Below are 19,224 nucleotides of genomic sequence, written 5' to 3' on the forward strand. Positions count from 1 at the left end.
GACAGACCTCATAAGAGTTGACCTGCATCTGTAAACCGCGTTCATCATGGTGCGGGGGAGATTCTTCTTTGACTGGTAGGCCGACATTTCAGCCCGGTGACTTTGTTCGGGCTCGATCGACGACATGGATAGTAGAGGCGCTGGCCGAGGGAGGCTCTGTGCCGACGCTGGATCTGGTGTCGGTGGAGGACGACTCACAGGGCGATGGACTACGCATCGCGGTCAAGGCCGAGCTCGATCTGGAGCGAGTCGACACCTCGGATTGGTCGAACTTATTGAAGAGCACATTCGAGAGCCCCCGGCGCCTCGGTGCTCACCTGAGAGCAACCGAGTGGCGCACGGCGACCTCCGCCGACCGACGGCTGTTTCAGGCCCCATTCCGCTCGGGAATACGGCTTGAGCAATACCAGCTGCTCCCCCTGGCGAAAGCGCTCGAACTCCCTCGCGTCAACCTGCTGATCGCCGACGACGTCGGTCTTGGTAAGACAATCGAGGCAGGACTGATCGTGCGCGAGCTTATGTTGCGCCGACGGCTGAGCTTCGTTGTGGTCGCAGCGCCGGCATCCATGCAGTCGCAGTGGCAGGACGAGCTGTCCCAGAAATTCGGTCTCGACTTCACCATCGTCGACCGTGAATACCTGCTTGAGAGCCGTCGGCGTCGTGGTTTTTCGGCCAATCCATGGAGCATCGGATCTCGGTTCATCGTCTCGCACAGTGTGCTTGCGGATGAGACCTACATGAGTGGCTTGCGGGATGTTCTCGGCTCATATCGGGCGCGCTCGATGTTCATCCTGGACGAGGCCCATCATGCCGCCCCGGCCGGAGGGATCGCCTGGGCGACCGAGTCGCAGTTGACGCGTGCCGTGAGAGAAATTGCGCAGCCGTTCGAGCACCGGCTGTTCCTGTCGGCAACGCCACACAACGGTCATTCCAACTCCTTCTCCACGCTGCTGGATATCCTCGACCCGCAGCGTTTCACCCGCGGGATCGAGGTGAGCGCCAAAGACCTCGAGCCCGTCATGGTGCGCCGGCTGAAGGAAGACCTGCGCCAGCTGGGACACAAGTTTCCCGAGCGCCTGGTCAACCCGATCGTCATCGATGGGCTACCGCCCGACGCGCCGGAACTTAGGCTGGCTGCGATGCTTGATGCATACCGGTCCGGCAATATGGGCGGGAGCCGTGCGAGGTTCCTGTTCGCCAACCTGCAGCAGCGCTTGTTCTCCTCTATCATCGCCTTCGATCGCACGCTGAGGACGCACTTGCGGACGCTTCAGCGTCGGCAGGAGAAGCTGGCGGGTGCCGATGACACAGCCGAGGACGTCAACGAAAGCGACGATCTCATCGAACTGATTACGCACGACGCGCGTGGAGAGCTCGGCGATCTCAACGCGGCGATCGCCCATGTCGAAGCCATGCTGAAGATCACCGAGGCGCATCGGCATGTCCCTGACCAGCGGATCGAAAAGCTCCTTGACTGGATTGAAGCGGAGATGCTCGACGAGAAGCACGCGTGGAAGGATCGAAGGCTGATCCTCTTCACGGAATGGGACGATACCCGCCGTTGGGTCGTGGAACGTCTCGAGGAGGGCCTGAGCGAGCGCAGCCGGGGCAGGATTGAACTTGCGGGCCGCATCGTCAGCTTCACGGGCCGGACCAGCCTTGATGAACGCGACGCCATCAAGCAGCGCTTCAACGCGCCCTTCGACAAGGCGCCGATCCGCATTCTCGTTTGCACAGACGCCGCGCGCGAGGGTCTTAACCTGCAGACCCGCTGTCGCGATCTCATCCACATCGACCTGCCCTGGAATCCGTCCCGGCTAGAGCAGCGCAATGGCCGCATCGACCGCAAGCTGCAGCCCGCGGCTACCGTGAGTTGCCGGTATTTTCTCTACAAGCAGCGCGTCGAAGATCGCGTGCTCGATACTTTGATCCGCAAGACCGAGATCATCCGCAAGCAGTTGGGCACGGCCGGAGAGGTTCTGCGACTCAAGATCGAGAAGCGGCTCTCCGAAAGTGGAATCTCGCGTGGCGAGGTGGACCATCTTGTGGATGAGATCGAGAACGTCTCTGACGATGGGGTGGGCACCGCAAAGCGCGATCTCGACGACGAGGCAGAGCGGCGCATCGGGCGACTGAAGGAAGAACAGGATTGGTTGCAGCGACGCCTCGAAGATGCGCGCAAGCGTGTCGGCGTTACCGGTGCTGACGTGAAGCGGATCGTCGAGATCGCGCTGGCCGACGACGGCGCCAAGCTCGAGCCCGGCCACTTCGCCGTTCCTGAAGCGGTCACGCTCGATCCGGACGCACCAGCCTTCGCGAAGGATGCAACCTGGGCAGCGCTCTTCGACGAGCTGCGCCCGGGCCGTCCGCCACGCCAGCGTGATCGCGCCCGGTGGCGGCGGGAGACGCCGGTGCGTGGGTTAGTCTTCGATCCGCCGGTTCTTGCAGATGGCGAGCCCGAGCCACAGGATATCATCCAGCTGCATCTCGAACACCGGCTGGTGAAGCGGCTGATTTCGCGCTTTGCGTCTCAGGGCTTCCGGACCTCGATTGGCCGGGTGACAGCAATCGTTGGGGCAGGCGCCCAGCCCCGCGTCGTGCTAATCGGTCGACTGTCGCTATTCGGGCCGGATGCACGGCGTTTGCACGAGGAAATCATCCCAGTGACGGCGGCATGGCGCGATGTGCGTCGGGAAGTCCCCCTCGAACCTTTCGGCGACACAGGCGAAGCAACCACGATCGCTCAGCTCGAAGAGGCATTGCGCATCGGGCGGTCGCCTGGCGACGGCATTGTCCAACGCCTCAAGCAGTCGGTGGATGGGGACATCACCGATCTCAGGCCACATCTCGAACGCCGTGCCGCCTCTGCCGAAACGGCGGCGATCAAGGACCTGGCGGAAAATGGCGAGCGGGAGGCCAACGGCCTGCGTGACCTCCTTGAACGTCAGATCAAGCGCGTGCGAGAAAGCATGCGCGATGCTGAACCGCCGGCCCAGCTATCGTTCGACCTCTATCAGAGTGAGGAGCAGAAGCAGCAGGCCGAACGCGAACTAAGACAGTTCGAGGCCGACCGCCGCTCCTGGGACGGCAAGTTGCTGCGGCTGCAGGCGGACCTGGATACCGAACCGCAGAAAGTGCGCGACAACTATGCAGTGGCGGCGCGCCAGCTCGAGCCGATCGGGCTGGTCTATCTCTGGCCCACAACGAGCTGAGGCGACCAATTGGCACTGGGCGATATCGACGAAACCAGCCAATGGCTGAACTACCTGCAACCCGAGGGTCTGGTCCTCGGTGCCAATGTGTTGCGCAACAGCGGACTGACGCCGCTGCGGCAGGGGCCGCTCGACACAGAAGCGGCCGCTGACGCCCTTGGTCTGCCGCCGAAGTCCGAGCGCGAGGATGATCGAGGCTTTGTGCTTCGCGATCCTTGGCGCTTTCTCGGCACGCTCCTCGGCTGGCCGGCAAGGTATGTCGCGGGGGCTCCGGACGGACCGGCCGTGCCGTCAGAGTTGTCGCGAACCCTGCCCGAGCACGGCACGTTGCTGGAGCCTCATATGGCGCTATTGTGGCGCGATGGCGATGGTGAGGCCGACGTGCCGGCCCAGCTGCTGGTGCTGGTTCATCCCGACCTCGATCCCGACGTGCGCGGGCAGTTCGGCGCAAATGAGTGGGAGGCCAGTCCGCACCAAAGGCTCGAACGGCTGCTGCGTGAGACCGGCGTGGGCACCGGCATCCTCATTGCCCGCAACACACTGCGGCTGATCCACGCGCCACGCGGCGAGACGGCCGGCTGGATCACCTGGCCGCTGGCGGCGCTCGGTCGGGTCGAAGGCCGGCCAATGCTCGCGGGCCTTAAGCTCTGCCTCGGCCGCACGGCCTTCTGGACCGGTGCGCCAGAGACGAGACTGAGGCATCTACTGAAGCTTTCGCGAGAGGCACAGAACGAGGTTTCCGAGAAACTGTCGAGCCAGGTGCTCGAGGCGCTCTACGAGTTGCTGCGCGGCATGCATCGCGCCGATCCGGCCCGCATCGAGGCGCTCGCCGCCAGCGATCCACATCATCTCTATGAGGGGCTGCTAACCTGCCTGATGCGGTTGGTGTTCCTGCTCTATGCCGAGGACCGAGACCTGCTGCCCACCCACAAGGAGGATGGGCTCGGTGAGCTGTGGGAACAGGGCTATTCGATAAAGACACTCTATTCGCGCCTGCTCGACGACGAAGCGCTGAACCCCGACACCATGGACGAGCGGCGCGGCGCCTGGGGGCAACTGCTCGCGGTGTTCCGCATTATCCATGAGGGCTATCCCGACTGGGTCGCGCGTCGCGGCGGCAAGCTGTTCGACCCCCATGCCTTCGCCTTCCTTGAAGGGCGCGACAAGGGCTCGGCGAAGGAAGCGGCTGAGGTGCTTCCGGTGTCGGACGGAATAATCCTGCGCATCCTGCATGGGTTGATGACCGTCGAGGGTCGCGGCCTCGATGGGCAGAAGGTGCGCGAGCGGCTTTCCTACCGCGCACTCGACGTCGAGAGTATCGGCTCCGTCTACGAGACTGTGATGGGCTTTACCACAATGCGTGCCTCCGAGCGCATGATCGCGCTCAAGGACGAAAAGAAGCTTCCGAACTTCATCGGCCTTGAAACACTGTTGGCGCAGAAGCCAGGCGAACGGCAAAAATCGCTCAAGGATTTGTCCATCAAGCTCTCGGCGAAACAGGCTGCTGCCGTCAAGGGCGCGGAAGATATCGATGGGCTGATTGAGGCGCTGGGCAACGCGGTGGATGAGCGAGCATCGCCAAGGGCGACGCCAATCGGCGCCGGCGTGCCCTATCTGCAGCCGACCGACGAAAGACGCCGCTCTGGTTCGCATTATACGCCGCGCCCGCTCACTGAGCCGATCGTGCGTCACGCGCTCGATCCGGCCTTCGAGCGCATCGGCGCGAACGCCTCGCCTGAGGCGGTGCTGTCGCTAAAGGTGCTCGATCCGGCCTGCGGCTCGGGCGCATTCCTCGTCGAAGCCTGCCGCCAGCTTGGCGCGCGGCTTGAGCAAGCCTGGGACATACACAAGGCGGAGAAGCCGACCATCCCAGCCGACGAAGATGAGGTGATCCACGCCCGCCGCTTGGTGGCCCAGCGCTGCCTCTATGGTGTCGACCGCAACCCGATGGCCGTCGATCTGGCGCGCCTGTCGCTTTGGCTCGCGACGCTCGCGCGCGAGCATGAATTCTCGTTCCTCGATCATGCTATCAAGGCGGGAGATAGCCTGGTTGGATTGACGCAGCACGAGATCGAAGCGGCGAACTGGGACGACACCAAGCCTGGCCTGCCGCTTTACCGGCAGTTGATACGCGACGAGGTGCGAAAGGCGCTTGAAGGTCGCGAGGCCATCCGAACGGCGCCCGACGATGTGACGCGAGCCATCCAGGAGTCGCGACACCGCCGTGTCGAGGAAGAGATCGAACCTGCCAGGCAGGTCGGTGACGCGGTTGTCGCTGCGTTCTTTTCGGCCGACAAGGCGAAAGCGAGAGAACAGGCGCGGACTGAGGTCGAGAGTTGGATCACCGCCCATTTCAGGCCCGAATGGGATAGGATTGAATCTGCCGCAAGGCGCTTCCGCACCGAACAGGGCTGGAGGCCATTCCACTGGCAGGTCGAGTTTCCGGAAGTGTTCATGCGCGACAATCCTGGGTTCGATACGGTCGTCGGCAATCCGCCTTTCGCCGGCAAAAACACGATCAGCGCAGGGTCAGGCCCACGCTACCTGCCTTGGCTACAGCAATTGCATGCGGGCGCGCATGGTAACGCCGATCTCGTGGCGCACTTCTTCCGGCGGGCGTTCAGCTTGTTGCGCAAAGGTGGCGCGTTTGGGCTGATTGCTACCAACACTATAGGTCAAGGCGATACCCGACAGACGGGACTAGCTGCGATCGTGAAGTTTGGGGGGAGCATTTATCGGGCGGTCAAGCGCTATCAGTGGCCGAACGAGGGTGCGGCGGTGGTCGTATCGATCGTGCATGTCTTCCGAGGAGAGAAGCAGCCAGCGGCGCTCGATGAACGCCAAGTGCCGAGGATTTCCGCGTATCTCGTCTCAGGGGAGTTTGACGATGAACCTAGGAATCTCATTTCCAACGTAGGGAGCGCATTCCAAGGTTCCGTGATCTTGGGAGTCGGTTTCACATTCGACGATAAGGCTGCGGCGGAGGGTCGTGCAGAGAGCATCGCTGAGATGCATAGGATTACCTCTGCAATCCCAAACACAGCGGAGCGAATTAGGCCCCTGCTGGGCGGCGAGGAGGTTGCCAATTCGCCAACGCATCAGCATTCACGCTACGCGATTACCTTCGAAGACTTTCCTCTGCGGCGTGAAACCAAGGAGCGTTGGGCAGCCATGTCAGAGAGCGACCGAGCAGCCTCACTTCGCAGTGGTTTGGTGCCACCCGACTACAGCGGCCCAGTGGCCGAAGATTGGCCTCCACTCCTTTCGATTGTTGAACAGTTAGTTCGGGGAAGAGGGGGCACACTCTAGGGCCCATTGGTGGCACTATGACCGTCCGAGGGGAGATCTTTACGCCGCTCTAGTCGGCAGCACGAGTGTGGTTGCTTGTGTGCTCTACAGTCCTCACCTTGCACTAGCTAAGCTGCCTGCAACCTGCATCTTTTCGAACAAATTAATGATCATCCCGAACTGGAACGCATCAACGTTCGTCCTACTGCAAAGTAGGGTTCACGAAACTTGGGCAAGGCAGTTTGGTGCTAGCTTGAAAGATGATCTCGCTTATTCGATCTCCGACTGCTTCGAGACATTCCCCTTCCCGCCCGGCTACAAGGCCGACGCCATGCTTGAGGCTATCGGCCAGACTTATCACGACCACCGCGCCCAGCTGATGGTCGCCGCCGGCGAGGGGATGACCAAGACCTATAACCGCTTCCACAACGACAGCGAGACCGGCCCAGCTATCCAGCGCCTGCGCGAGGTTCACGATGAGATGGATCGCGCCGTTCTCCGCGCCTATGGCTGGGACGATCTGGCCGAAACGGTCAGGCCCGAATTCCTCACCAAGGAGGTCGAGGACGACCACACTTACCAGGGCCGCTATTTCTGGCCCGCCGCCCAACGCGACCTCGTCCTCTCCCGCCTCCTCGCCCTCAACGCCGAACGCTACGCGGAAGAAGTCCGCCGGGGCCTGCACGAGAAGGGTCGCAAACGTCCGAGGGAAGATGATGACGAGCGGCTCGACGAAGACGAAACTGGCGAGGAGGTATGATGGCAAAGTCGCCGTATCTGATTCCGGGACGTCTCGCGGATGTGATCGCCGCCATTCAATTCATGTCGATGAACGAGCGGTCCAGTCTGCCTTGCCAGGACTGGGCAGAAGGCATTTCGGGGGACAAGGCAAAAGCCGATGCTTGGCTCAGAGTATTTGAGAGCCATCCTGAGTTTTTTCGGAAATCGCCCAACTACCAAGGCTACTACGCACTGCTCTGGCGTCGGGCGCTACCACGGCGTTTCTTTCGTAAGGAGAGCAGAATGCTTAGCCAAGCAGAGTTTGACGCGCTACCGGAAAACGATAAGTCGCTTGCCTCGCGGCCACGGGTGCCGGACCAAGATATAAGAACGTTAATCGATATTGCGATCGAGCTCCACGCCAAGGCGCGCGAACAGCACACAGACCGGCGATGGTGGGTCCCAATCGTAGCGAGCTTTCTCGGTTCACTCGTCGCGGTCCTGCTTGGGCTTACATTCGGCAAGTAGGCTTTCGCAAGATAATCTTGCAAATTGAGTTTTGCAAGATTATATGAGGCACTTGGGGGCTGAAATGACCACTACCATCGGCGTGCGCATAAAGGCGCTTCGGGAAGATCGAAAACTATCGCAGGACGATCTGTCGCGAGCGTTCGGTTTTAGGGACCGGCAGACGCTTTCCGCTATCGAAACTGGGGAGCGTCGGGTGGCTGCTGACGAGCTGCTACGCGCGGCCGAGATTTTTGGCGTTCGGCTCGACTATTTCACCGATCCCTTTCTCCTTGCAGGTGAGGGGCGCTTCTCCTGGCGTCAGACCGGCGTGGATGGTGACAAGCTCCGCGGCTACGAAGAGGCGGCCGGCCGGTTCATAGCGGCTTTCCGCGTTCTAGGACGCCAGGTAGGTCACCAGCCGCCGCTGATCCGGCCCACGCTGAGCCTGACCAAGCAGTCGAGCTACGATGATGCGATTGCGGCCGGCGAGCGCTTCGCAGCGGAGTTCGGTCTGGGAGATGTGCCGGCGCGCCAGCTCGCCGAAATCATGTCGGCACGGCTCGGCATGCTGGTGTTGATGGTCGACCCGATCGAGGGGGTGTCTGGCGCGGCCTGCCAACTGCCCGAACTGGACGTCGTGCTCATCAATCGCAATGAGGTCGCCGGCCGGCGGCATTTTGACCTCGCTCATGAGCTCTTCCACATCCTCACTTGGGAAAAGATGCCGCCAGAGCACATTGAGGAAGCTATGCCAGTAAGGCGCAACCGAGTGGAGCAGCTGGCGGACAACTTCGCCTCCTCGCTGTTGATGCCTTCGCCTACTCTTGATCGGTTTGGCGATTGGGCGCTCAGCGACAAGGCGCTTGCTCATCGCCTCAATGAAGTGGCCGACGAGCTGCTGGTGACCTCGCAGGCCCTGCGCTGGAGACTCGTCGGGATGGGGCGCCTGAGCCGCGCTCAAAACGAAACTATTTCTGAAGACAGCCTTAGGAACAATGGCAGGAGCAGGCCAGGAAAGCAGGTGCCGCCGCCACTCTTCTCGAAACCGTTCGTGCAGATCGTTGCGACAGCGCTCGATGAGGGCAAAACATCGATGCGCCGGATTGCCTCGATCCTCGATATAGCGATCGACGATTTCACGGAGCTCTTCGCCGCTCACGGCGTGGAAGCGCCATACGAGCTGTGATGTCGATATGGCGCGACATTTTGGTCCAGTCCTCATCGATACCAACGTCATCATCGAGTGCTGGCGCGTCGGCGCGTGGAAGGCGCTGACGGGGGGATACGCGGTGGAAACAGTCGGCGTGTGTTTCGTCGAGACCCAGACGGGCTTTCAGTGGCGCAGACCTGAGCGCCAGATCGACAGCAAAGTGCTGACGGCTACGCTCAAAGCGGTCCACGCGGTTGAGGACGCCGAATTCGCCAAAGCGCTAACGCGCGACCCGGAGATTGGCTTCTTGGATGCGGGAGAACAGGCCCTCTGGGCTCATGCGGCCAGTCGAACGGATGCATGGGTGTTGTGCGGCCCAGACAAGGCCAGCCTTCGCATTGGCATCCGCCTGGGCTTGAAGGATCGTCTCGTGTCGCTCGAGCGCCTGCTGCGTGACGTTGGCCTCCGGCCGACGATCGAGCTCAAGTCGGCATACACCCAAAAGTGGTTGGAACAGGCGCTGGCACAATTGGCTCAGCGGGAGGGGAAGTAAGGTGACGAACACGAATCCACCGAGTAGCACCGCATCAGCGGTGCAGGATCGGCTCAGCATCCTTTCCAAGCCAACCACTCCCGTCGAGGTGCGTGAAAGGCTGGTCGAAATGCTTCGGCGTGATCTGGTCGGCCCGCACCCCGACTTCGATCCGGATCTCGCGTATGAGGTGTTGCAGGGAACGAGCCCGTCGACCTGGTATTTGACTGGGTTCCTTGCGCCTCATCGCAAGACGGTCATTGAAAAGCGCGCCGAACTTGCCGAGGAGCAGCAGGCCGAATTCGCCCTCGAAACGCAGCGGGAGACCGAAGGGCTCGAGCAAGGAGCACCTCGACCTGGATCTGGCGAGGACGCCGGCCCAGCCGAACCGCCGCCACGCCGTTCGTTTGAGCCGTCGTCCATCGGGCTTACTGTGCTTTTGTCGCGCGAAGCCACGTCAATCGAGGCGCGGGTCACCTGGGGCGACTACGTCACCGAGCCGCCCTTGGCATCAGCCCTTGTGAATCCAGAGGAGCGCGAGGCCGCTGCCAAGGAGAAGCGCAAGCTCGACGAACCCGCTCGTAGCAGCCTGCAGTGGCGCCGCCTTCCCCGGGAGCGTGGGGTGTCGATCCCGCTCAAGCATGGCCTCCACCGGTATCTCGTTCCGGAAAGTGCAGCGCCCGCCTACCCTGGGGGCGGACTTGAGCTTGCAGTCTCGGTTCGGCCGACGCACACCGCAGGCATTGATGGCCGCCGCCGCGACCTCCTCGCCGTTTCGGTCTTCCTCGTCAATAGGCGTTTCGAGGCCCTCAGGCGCTATGGCGACCTGGCGTTCTGCTTCCAGGCACGTCTGGAGCTAAAATCCTCGCTCGGCTTCGAGCCAAATGACGACCGGGCCTCGTATGACGCCGAAGAGTTCGACGAGCGATTGTCTGACCTTCACTACGGCGACGTTGCTTCCTACGCGACCGGTCACAACAGCTCAGGCGACTGGGATGTAGCGGGTGGTGATGGGCTGGTTACAACAGTGTTCACCACTCCCATCCCGTGTCAGGACGTCGAAAAACTCGGCGCCGACATCGACCTCCTCGGTGTGGAGCGAGGCATGGAGGCACTGGCCAAGGCGGCCGATGGCGCCGACAGCCTGCGCGCGGCGCTTGAGCAGTTGCCCGCTGCCTACGCCGCTTGGGCCGCGCAACAAGCTAAGATGGTCGGCGAGATAGTCGGACAGAAGCGCCAGCAGGTTGCGGGCCAGCTTCTCAAGGACATCGAGGTCGCGAGGGGCCGCATCGCGAGCGGTATCGACCGCCTGACCGCCGACCCGGTGAGCCGCGAAGCCTTCGCGATCATGAATCGCACCATGGCGCGCGCAAACCGCCAGCGTAGCTCCACCATGAACGGGAAGAAGCCGGACCAGCAGACCGCGCCCAGTTGGCGCCTGTTTCAGCTCGCCTTTGTTCTCCTCAACCTGGACGGACTCGTCGACCCTCTCCACCGGGATCGCGCCACGGTAGACTTGCTGTTCTTCCCGACCGGCGGCGGGAAGACGGAGGCCTACCTTGGCCTCGGTGCCTTTGCGATTGCGCGGCGGCGGTTGTCTAATTCTGGGCTTGGGGGCACTGGTCTATCAGTCGTGATGCGATATACGCTGCGGCTGCTGACGCTGGACCAACTGCAGCGTGCGGCAGGCTTGATTTGCGCGCTCGAACTCGAACGGCGCGAACTTGGCCGCCTTGGTCAATGGCCCATCGAGATCGGCTTGTGGGTCGGTGGTGGTGCGACGCCGAATAGCTTCGGCAATTCCAGGACGCCGGCACAGGGTTCCGCAATCCAGTGGGTCAGAAGCTATCGCAGCGGCCATGGTCCTGCACCGGCACCGCTCAAGAATTGTCCCTGGTGCGGCGGCGAACTCAAGCCGGACGCGTTCCACCTCCATCCCAACCAACAGGACCCAAAACGCCTCGATATCCGCTGCGACAACATCGATTGCGATTTCTCCAGCGCCGAGAGGCTGCCGATTGTCGTGGTTGACGAAGAAATCTATCGGCGATTGCCGGCATTCATGATCGCCACCATCGACAAGTTTGCCAACGTCCCCTGGGTAGGCGGCGCTGGCGCCTTTTTCGGCAATGTCACCCGCCATGACGGTTTGGGCTTCTATGGCGCTGCAGAACCGAATGCCGGCACGCGGCTTCCAGCGCCGTTGCCGCCGATCGATCTTGTGATCCAGGACGAACTCCATCTGATCTCTGGACCTCTTGGAACGATCGCTGGACTGTATGAAACCGCCTTCGATCTTTTGGCTTCTCGCAAAATCAACGATCATCCACGCGGCCCCAAGATCGTAGCATCCACGGCGACGGTGCGGCGGGCCAGCGCACAGATAAGGAACCTCTTCGGGCGCACAAGCACAGCGATATTCCCGCCGCCGGGAATTAGCCGTCACGACTCTTTCTTCGCCGTAGCGGACACCTCGTCGCCCTCGCGGCTCTATGTCGGTGTCGCCTCGCCGGGGAGAGGACCCAAGCTCGTATTCCTGAGGACCCTTCAAACGCTCTTGGCAGGAGCAGCGGCGTTGGCAAGCGGCAGCGCGATCGATCCTGCCGATCCATATCTGACGGCGCTCTGCTACTTCAACGCCCTGCGCGAGCTGGGCGGCGCGCGGCGTATCGTCGACGACGAGGTGAGGGCTCATCTGGGCAGCTACGGGTCGAGCCGTGTGCGGCTGGAACCCGCCGGACAGGTTTTCGCCAATCGCCAGCTAAGGGAAATCCAGGAGCTAACTTCGCGCTACAGCACCGATAAGGTCTCTGAGGCTCGCACGCGGCTCGGGCGCCCGGCAAACGACAAGACCGCGGTCGACGTGGCCCTAGCCACCAACATGATCTCGGTGGGTCTCGATATCGGGCGGCTCGGTCTCATGGTCGTCCAAGGCCAGCCCAAGACTGCCGCCGAGTATATCCAGGCGACGTCGCGGGTCGGTCGCGAGGCGCTCAAGCCAGGATTGGTGGTTACCCTGCTGAATGTGCACAAGCCCCGCGACCGGATGCACTACGAACAGTTCCGTTCATTCCACAAGAGCTTCTATCGGGCAGTGGAAGCGACCAGCGTGACGCCATTCTCGACGCGTGCTCTCGACCGTGCGCTCGCGGCAACGATGGTCGCTGGCGTTCGGCACTTCGAACCGGGGCTAACGCCGAACGACGCAGCCAGCAGATTCGCGCAGTTCGACCAAGCTTTTGTCGCGGTTGTTGCCACTGTGCGAGCCAAGATGATGGTCAGCGGCGCCACGCAACCCGAGATCGATCGCTGCTTACAGCGCCTCGAGACGCTAAAGGACGCCTGGATCGCCATTGTCGACACGCAAACCAGTGGCGGCGATCCGTTCAAATATGCGAACGAGCAGCCAGTCAGACGCTTGCTGCAGGATCCTCAGAGCCAGCAGGTCAACATGGCACCCGAGCGCCGGCTTTTCATCGCGGGACGCTCGATGCGGGATACAGAGCCTGTGGCACTTCTGCGCCTCAAGACACCGACCGGACAATCCTTTTAGCGGCGAGGCACAATGCCCGACACCACACAGAGCTTCTCACAACTATTGCTGACCTACGGTCCTGGCGCGATGCTGGACCTTCCTGATCACGCGGTGGTCGTTGCCGGGCTGCAGGGATGGCACTACGGCGGTCAATGGCTGCCGATAGAGGAGCAGCGGCTAGTCCCACTGCTGCGCCAACAACTTGCTCTGGGGCCGGAATTCGAAGGCCTGCGCCCGCCGCCGAAGCAAGACGAGGACCGGCACGATGACCGTCGCCCCGGCGTGGACGTCATGGTGTTTCCGACGTGGTTTACGGTCGAGGAGCCACAGCAAGCAGCTGGGCAGACGCCAGCTACCTCCGAGACGCGGCGGCGCATGGTCGAGTTCGAGCATCTCCAAACTCGCGGCGATAGGCTGAGTTACCCGGATCCGGTCAGTGGTAAGCGACTGGGCGTGAATCCGATCCGCTTTGTCGGAGCTTGTGCCAAGGGACATCTCGAGGATGTCGACTGGCGGGGGCTGGCGCATCGTGGCGGCGACAGGGCTTGTCGTAAGCCGATGTTCTGGGTCGAACGCGGGGTCAGCTCAGATCCATCAGACATTTCCGTTCAATGCACATGTGGCGCCCGCGTTACGATGGCCGACCTCTACAAGCCCAAGTTCCTCGGCACATGCGGGGCCTTCAGCCCGTGGTTGATGCCGAGGTATATATCAGGCGATAACTGCGACGAGGATCTTCGACTGCTACCCCGATCGGCGACCAATACCTATTTCGCGCAGACGGTGACAGTGATCTCGCTGACCCGCACCGATGATCGTGTCAGGCAGACGATCGAGGAGCACCGGCAAACCGTTGAGTCTCTCAGAAGCTTGCCGAATTTCGTTCAGGTCTTGAGGTCGTTGCCACAGACTAAAGAGCCTTTTGCTCCGTTCTCGGACGAGGAGATAATCAATGCCTTAGCTACCATGGCAGGGGACAGCGACGGGTTATCAACCAATCCTCGCGTTGCAGAATTCGACGCGCTGGCGTCAGGCGCACCGGTAATTGGGTATGACGACGCAGCAGCATTCCTTTTCGCGGAAACGCTTGATCGAGCTGCTTTGAACCTATCCCCGCCCTGGGACCAGTTCCTCGCCGGGATCGTGAAGGTGAGCCGGTTGCGCGAAGTCACATGCCTCTACGGCTTCACGCGCTTGGAGCCGCCGCCGACATCGGCCGAGAGCGAGCTCGACGAAATCCAACTCAACGTCGATGGAGCCCCGTTGAGTCGGGAAGTAAGATGGCTGCCAGCCATTGAACAATTTGGTGAAGGTATTTTCCTTCACGTGAATCCTGACTACATCCGCCAGTGGCGGGATCGTGCTGACGTCGTTGTCCGCGCTGGTGAGCTACAGCGCGGAGAGGCACACGAAGCCGAGAACTTCAATCGGCCTCCGAAGCACCTTGGCGTGGCCTATTGGGTACTGCATTCACTTTCGCATGCGCTTATGGCGGAGCTGGCCATGGAGTGTGGATACCCGATTTCATCGCTGAAGGAGCGGATATACGCCAGTGGAGCAGGGCAGTCCGACCGTTTCGGAATCCTGATCTATACGTCGACCGCAGGTGCGCAGGGCACCCTTGGCGGCCTGAGCGGCATGGCCGAGCACATGCCCAAAATCCTGGCAAAGGCCGTGCACGGGCTGGAGCTGTGCTCCAATGACCCCATTTGCGCCGATCATCACGCTGGAACGGACCTTGATGAACGACCGCTCCACGGAGCCGCGTGCCACGCATGCATATTGGTTCCTGAGACATCGTGCGAGGCTCGCAATACCAGGCTGGACCGAGGGCTTCTGGTGTCCACGTTGGTTGGGAGCAAGTCGGCCATGTTCCCTTAGAGACTGTGAAGCCAGAGCTGCGCCAGCACGGCGATCGATCCGTGAGCGAGCGCGGCTGGAGCGTTTCCCTCTGTCTTGGTCTCGCGCTGGTCAACTCGCCAGGAGATGCGCCTCCCATGGCGTCATAAGACAACAATTGGATGCCGAATGAAGCCGATCTTGAACGCTGAAAAACTCGCTAGCTATTCGCTCGACCAGCTCGAAAACCTGGTCGCGAACTACCGAAGAGGAGGGCGCGAAAGCGACCCGATCTTTCCAGCTATCCTGGCGGCGAGAGAGCGGTTGAAGAGTCCTGCACTGGATTTCCAGACGACGCTCGCCGTCATTCGCCGAGCGGCAGTTGCGGGTCATTTTCTCTCCTACAAGCAAATCGCAGATGAAAGCGGCGCGGATTGGTCAAAAGTGCACTGGCAGATGGGGGACCATCTGACGAGGCTCTGCGAATACGCGCATCGACGAGGTTGGCCACTGATATCTGCTATTGTTGTCAATGGGGACCACGTCGGATCGGGAGACCTAAAGCCAGACAGTCTAGCCGGCTTCATTTCCGTAGCGCGTGAACTCGGCCTCTTCGTCACGGAGCCTGACGAGTTTCTGCGGGAGGAGCAGCAAAGAGTATTTCACTGGGCGAATACCGTTGCCAATGATCAGCCCGATATGATCTAGATCGCCAAACAAACGAAAAGAATCCGGGGGGATTCGGAATGCAACCTACCTATCATCCACTTGCCAACATTTTTGGAACTCAGACCAGACATTTGGTGCCTTTGTTTCAACGGCCCTATGTTTGGGGCAAGGAAGAACAGTGGGAGCCGCTCTGGGACGACCTTTCCAACTTGGCGGATCGCCTTGTCACGGCAGGCGGCAAGAAGGTGGCGGGCCATTTCCTCGGCACGGTCGTGCTTGAGCAGACCGACACACCCAGCGGACGTGTGACGAGGCGGGAAGTTATCGACGGCCAGCAGCGGCTTACGACATTGCAGATCGTGCTTCAGGCTGCAAAGCATGCCTTTGGCGAGATCATAGGGTCAGGCAACGAGCATGGGGAGAAATGCGCGCGGATAGAAATCCCTCGGCTAGAAGCACTAACTTTGAACCCGCCAGGGTATGAGGAGGAGGAGAAATACAAGGTTTGGCCCACCAACGAGGATCGGGCCGCGTTTCAACAGGTCATGGATGCCAATGGCCCCTCGGACCTTATCGGCGCAAAGACTCGCATGGCCGAAGCCTACACGTTCTTTGTCGATTCGATGCGAACCTGGTTGGGCAAAGGGTCGGCAGAACAACGCGTTCCGGCACTTTCTTCCGCTCTCAAAGACCATCTACGCCTGATTGTTCTCGACCTCGATAGTTCTGATGAACCCCAGGCAATCTTCGAAACACTCAACGCCCATGGCACGCCGCTGCTGCCGGCCGATCTCATTAAGAATTGGCTTCTGTGGCAGTTCGCGAGACGCAACGTCGACGCGACTGCGCCCTATGAGCAATATTGGAGCAGTTTCGATCGTGATCCCGGCTATTGGCGCCAGAAGATAGGCACGGGGCATGCGGCGCGGGCCCGTGTGGACACGTTCCTCCAAAACTGGCTCACCTGTCGAGTTCGTCAGTCGATCTCTGCGAGCCACTTATACGATCAATTCCTGAAACATGCGGAGCCGCGGGTTTCCCCTGAGGATTTGCAGTCTGTTCATCAACTGATGAATGACATTCAAGTGCACGGCAAACTCTTCCGCCAGATCGATCAACCAACTGGCCGGACGCGCTTCGCGACCTTTTGCACGCGGCTGAAACCGTTGGACATGTCAGTGTTTCAACCGGTGTTGCTGGCCGTCATGGACCGTAAAGGGTCAGATGACGCGGATAGGGATGCAGTGGCGGAGATCTTGGAGAGTTACCTGGTTAGACGCATGGTTTGCGGTGCCCAGACCAGAGGATATGGAACCTTAGCAATCGAACTCGTCGACGTTATTCACGCCGTGGACGGCACAATGCCCGTTGCTCCCGCGATGTCTAAATATCTGACGGAAATCAAAGGCACGTTGTTCTGGCCTGACGACACGCGCTTTAAGTTGGAATGGGGCAACCGGGTCTTCTACGGCTTCTTTCGCCGCGGACGCGTCCTTATGATCCTGCAGGCTCTGGAAGAGCACTATCAGACGCCAGGAGCACTTGGCGAACCTGTGGTAGGGTTCGATTTCTCCAAGCTTACGATCGAGCACATCATGCCGCAGAAATGGCGGGACCATTGGCCCATCGAAGGCGGTGAAACGGAACAACTCAACAGGGATCGCGCGCTTCACGGGATCGGCAATCTCACGCTGGTCAGCGATGCACTAAACCCATCGCTGTCAAACTCGGCCTGGAAACTCCCACCGCGCGCCGATGGCAAGGCCAACTGCAAATCAGTCGCCCTCAAGGCTCACTCGAAATTGCAGATGAATGCGAAGCTGCTTGATCGATGGCCGGATGTCTGGAGCGAGGAGCAGATAAGCCAACGGGCAGCAGTGCTGTTCGAGGCTGCTCTCCAGATTTGGCCAAGGCACGCTGCGCCGTCGACTGGCTAAGTCATTTTCGGCGCATAGCTAGTGTCAAGGCAGCTGATTTGCTGCTCAACGTGCTTCTGTCACTGCGCTGGCTAGATGTTCAAACCAAATCGGAAGCTTCAAGGAAACGTCGGATGTCAGATCAAACCCAATTCGGTCTTCTAACTGACGTGTCAGCCAGGGAAGCTTGGATCCATGAGGCGCTCTCGCTTACTCCATGGCTGGCCGCTAACCTCGACCGGTTAGAAGAGGCTCTTGGGCTCAAGCTAGAGCTTCAAGGCACCGAGATGCCGGTGGACCGATTTGCAGCCGATATTCTCGCCCGGGATACGGCCTCGGGAGATCTAGTGCTTATCGAAAACCAACTTGAACAAAGTGATCATAGCCACCTTGGCCAGATCATGACCTACCTTGCCGGACTTGAGGCTAAGGTCATGGTCTGGATAGCGCCCTCGTTCCGAGAGGCGCACTTGTCTGCAATTCGTTGGCTCAACGAACATACCGTCGAACCCTTCTCGTTCTTTGCGGTCAAGTTGCGAGTGGTCCGAATTGGCAATTCGCCCCTTGCTCCCTTGTTCGAAGTGGTCGAGAGACCGAACGGCTGGGACAGGTTGGTTGGACAACAAGCAAGAGACAGCCGCGAGGCAAGTCCAGCTGCAACTATGCGTAGAGCGTTTTGGGAATACTACGCGAATCGCTTCGACAATCCTGGGCTGCAAGGAGGAGGCGGTAGGTCGCGCTGGCACGTTGTCCCGAACAGCGACTTAGTCATATCTCGATGGTTCGCAAACGATGGGGTCGGCATATTCGTGCGTAGTGGCCGCGGCAATGAAACATCCCAGACAGCAGATCGCTTGGAGCCATTCAAGACATTGCTCGAACCCCGGCTTGGGGCTCCAATTGGACGTGCATTCCCATTTGTTCAAAAGCTCCGGATCGACACCGCTGACGAGAAAAACTGGGAAGAAATGGCAGACTGGATACACGAAAGGACACTTCGCTACGAAACGGCACTATCAGAGGTTGTCGAAAGCCATACGGCCGCATGACAAATGTGGGATTGTGGCTAACTTAATCGGATTCCCCCGCTTTCGTCGCCTTAGGGAAGGCAAGTTGTGACAGGTCATAATCATTACTCTAATTGCACTTGTGGTTGGTGTATTGGCCGTGGGTATGGCGGCGGCTACGCGGCGTCGATAGCGGTTCGCGAAGAGCCTAATAAGCTCGAAAGGAATCTGCTTCGGGATTATTTTGTCACTGAGCGGCGCCAAGCCGCTTGCTTGGTAAACCCAAATGCTCACTGTCCAGTCTGTGGTGCCAGCGTTTACTTCTATCAAAACACATTTGGCTCTCGTGTATTTTTTAACGATCTTGGCGGCGACTGGCCAAAGCATGGTTGCACTGACACTCACCCCAATAAGATATCGCCTAAACGGGTAGCGCCAGACATGTTCCACAGCGCGACGCGAACAAGGCGACTTGCTCAAGCTGCCCGCTCAGTGGGCTTTGCTGTTAGAGGGATATCTGGAAAGTCTGCACCTAGCATAGCCTCAATTTTGGTTCGCATAACTGAAGTGTGGCGATTTCCTTTTCTCAAACTGCTTCTTGGAATTTGCATCTCCGAATCCGAAAATCAGATTATTTTCTCCTGCGACGACCCAAGTGACGTGATTGAAGTGGATGATATCGTCGACGTGAACCGACTTGTCGTTTCTACCTTGAATTCGGATACGCTCAAGCGCGAAGACCTTAGGCTAGTATCACCGCTGCGGGTCCACGACGGACCTGTCTAACAGATGCCTACGATTTCCGACGTCAGCTCATCAAAACCTTACCAATCAAGCGGCTGACAA

11 protein-coding genes are annotated in these 19,224 nt (G+C 60.2%); all 11 read left to right on the forward strand.

Annotated elements, in window-relative coordinates:
• The first annotated feature begins 68 nt into the window (after positions 1 to 68).
• The 11 genes from drmD (at position 69) to AC1VON_RS09980 (ending at position 18,420) form a co-directional block, all read left to right on the forward strand.
• Positions 69 to 3,212, forward strand: a complete 3,144-nt coding sequence (drmD, locus tag AC1VON_RS09930; RefSeq protein WP_483121827.1) for a DISARM system SNF2-like helicase DrmD — start codon at positions 69 to 71, stop codon at positions 3,210 to 3,212.
• A 9-nt stretch (positions 3,213 to 3,221) separates the two neighbouring features.
• Positions 3,222 to 6,521, forward strand: coding sequence for an Eco57I restriction-modification methylase domain-containing protein (locus tag AC1VON_RS09935; protein ID WP_483121829.1), 3,300 nt, complete (start codon positions 3,222 to 3,224; stop codon positions 6,519 to 6,521).
• 145 nt (positions 6,522 to 6,666) lie between these two features.
• Positions 6,667 to 7,260: a type IIL restriction-modification enzyme MmeI gene (locus AC1VON_RS09940; protein ID WP_483121831.1), complete on the forward strand. Its 594-nt coding sequence runs from the start codon at positions 6,667 to 6,669 to the stop codon at positions 7,258 to 7,260.
• A complete protein-coding gene (locus tag AC1VON_RS09945) occupies positions 7,260 to 7,748 on the forward strand; it encodes a hypothetical protein (RefSeq protein ID WP_483121832.1) in 489 nt (162 codons plus the stop codon). The genes AC1VON_RS09940 and AC1VON_RS09945 overlap by 1 nt, the downstream gene beginning before the upstream one ends.
• Before the next feature lie 64 nt (positions 7,749 to 7,812).
• Positions 7,813 to 8,916, forward strand: a complete 1,104-nt coding sequence (locus tag AC1VON_RS09950) for a helix-turn-helix domain-containing protein (RefSeq protein ID WP_483121834.1) — start codon at positions 7,813 to 7,815, stop codon at positions 8,914 to 8,916.
• Positions 8,917 to 8,923: 7 nt separating this feature from the next.
• Positions 8,924 to 9,433: a hypothetical protein gene (locus AC1VON_RS09955; protein ID WP_483121835.1), complete on the forward strand. Its 510-nt coding sequence runs from the start codon at positions 8,924 to 8,926 to the stop codon at positions 9,431 to 9,433.
• Between the two features lies 1 nt (position 9,434).
• A complete protein-coding gene (gene drmA, locus AC1VON_RS09960) occupies positions 9,435 to 12,965 on the forward strand; it encodes a DISARM system helicase DrmA (RefSeq protein WP_483121837.1) in 3,531 nt (1,176 codons plus the stop codon).
• Between the two features lie 12 nt (positions 12,966 to 12,977).
• On the forward strand, positions 12,978 to 14,828 hold the full coding sequence (drmB, locus tag AC1VON_RS09965; RefSeq protein WP_483121839.1) for a DrmB family protein: 1,851 nt from the start codon (positions 12,978 to 12,980) through the stop codon (positions 14,826 to 14,828).
• 147 nt (positions 14,829 to 14,975) lie between these two features.
• Positions 14,976 to 15,494 carry a hypothetical protein gene (locus AC1VON_RS09970; RefSeq protein WP_483121840.1) on the forward strand — a complete coding sequence of 173 codons (519 nt, stop codon included), beginning with the start codon at positions 14,976 to 14,978 and terminating at the stop codon, positions 15,492 to 15,494.
• Positions 15,495 to 15,532: 38 nt separating this feature from the next.
• Positions 15,533 to 17,392 (forward strand): DUF262 domain-containing protein, encoded by a 1,860-nt coding sequence (locus AC1VON_RS09975; protein WP_483121842.1) that lies wholly within the window; start codon positions 15,533 to 15,535, stop codon positions 17,390 to 17,392.
• Positions 17,393 to 17,505: 113 nt separating this feature from the next.
• Positions 17,506 to 18,420 (forward strand): hypothetical protein, encoded by a 915-nt coding sequence (locus AC1VON_RS09980; RefSeq protein ID WP_483121844.1) that lies wholly within the window; start codon positions 17,506 to 17,508, stop codon positions 18,418 to 18,420.
• Positions 18,421 to 19,224 lie beyond the last annotated feature (804 nt).

Source organism: Mesorhizobium sp. HAY1-8B (assembly GCF_056868045.1).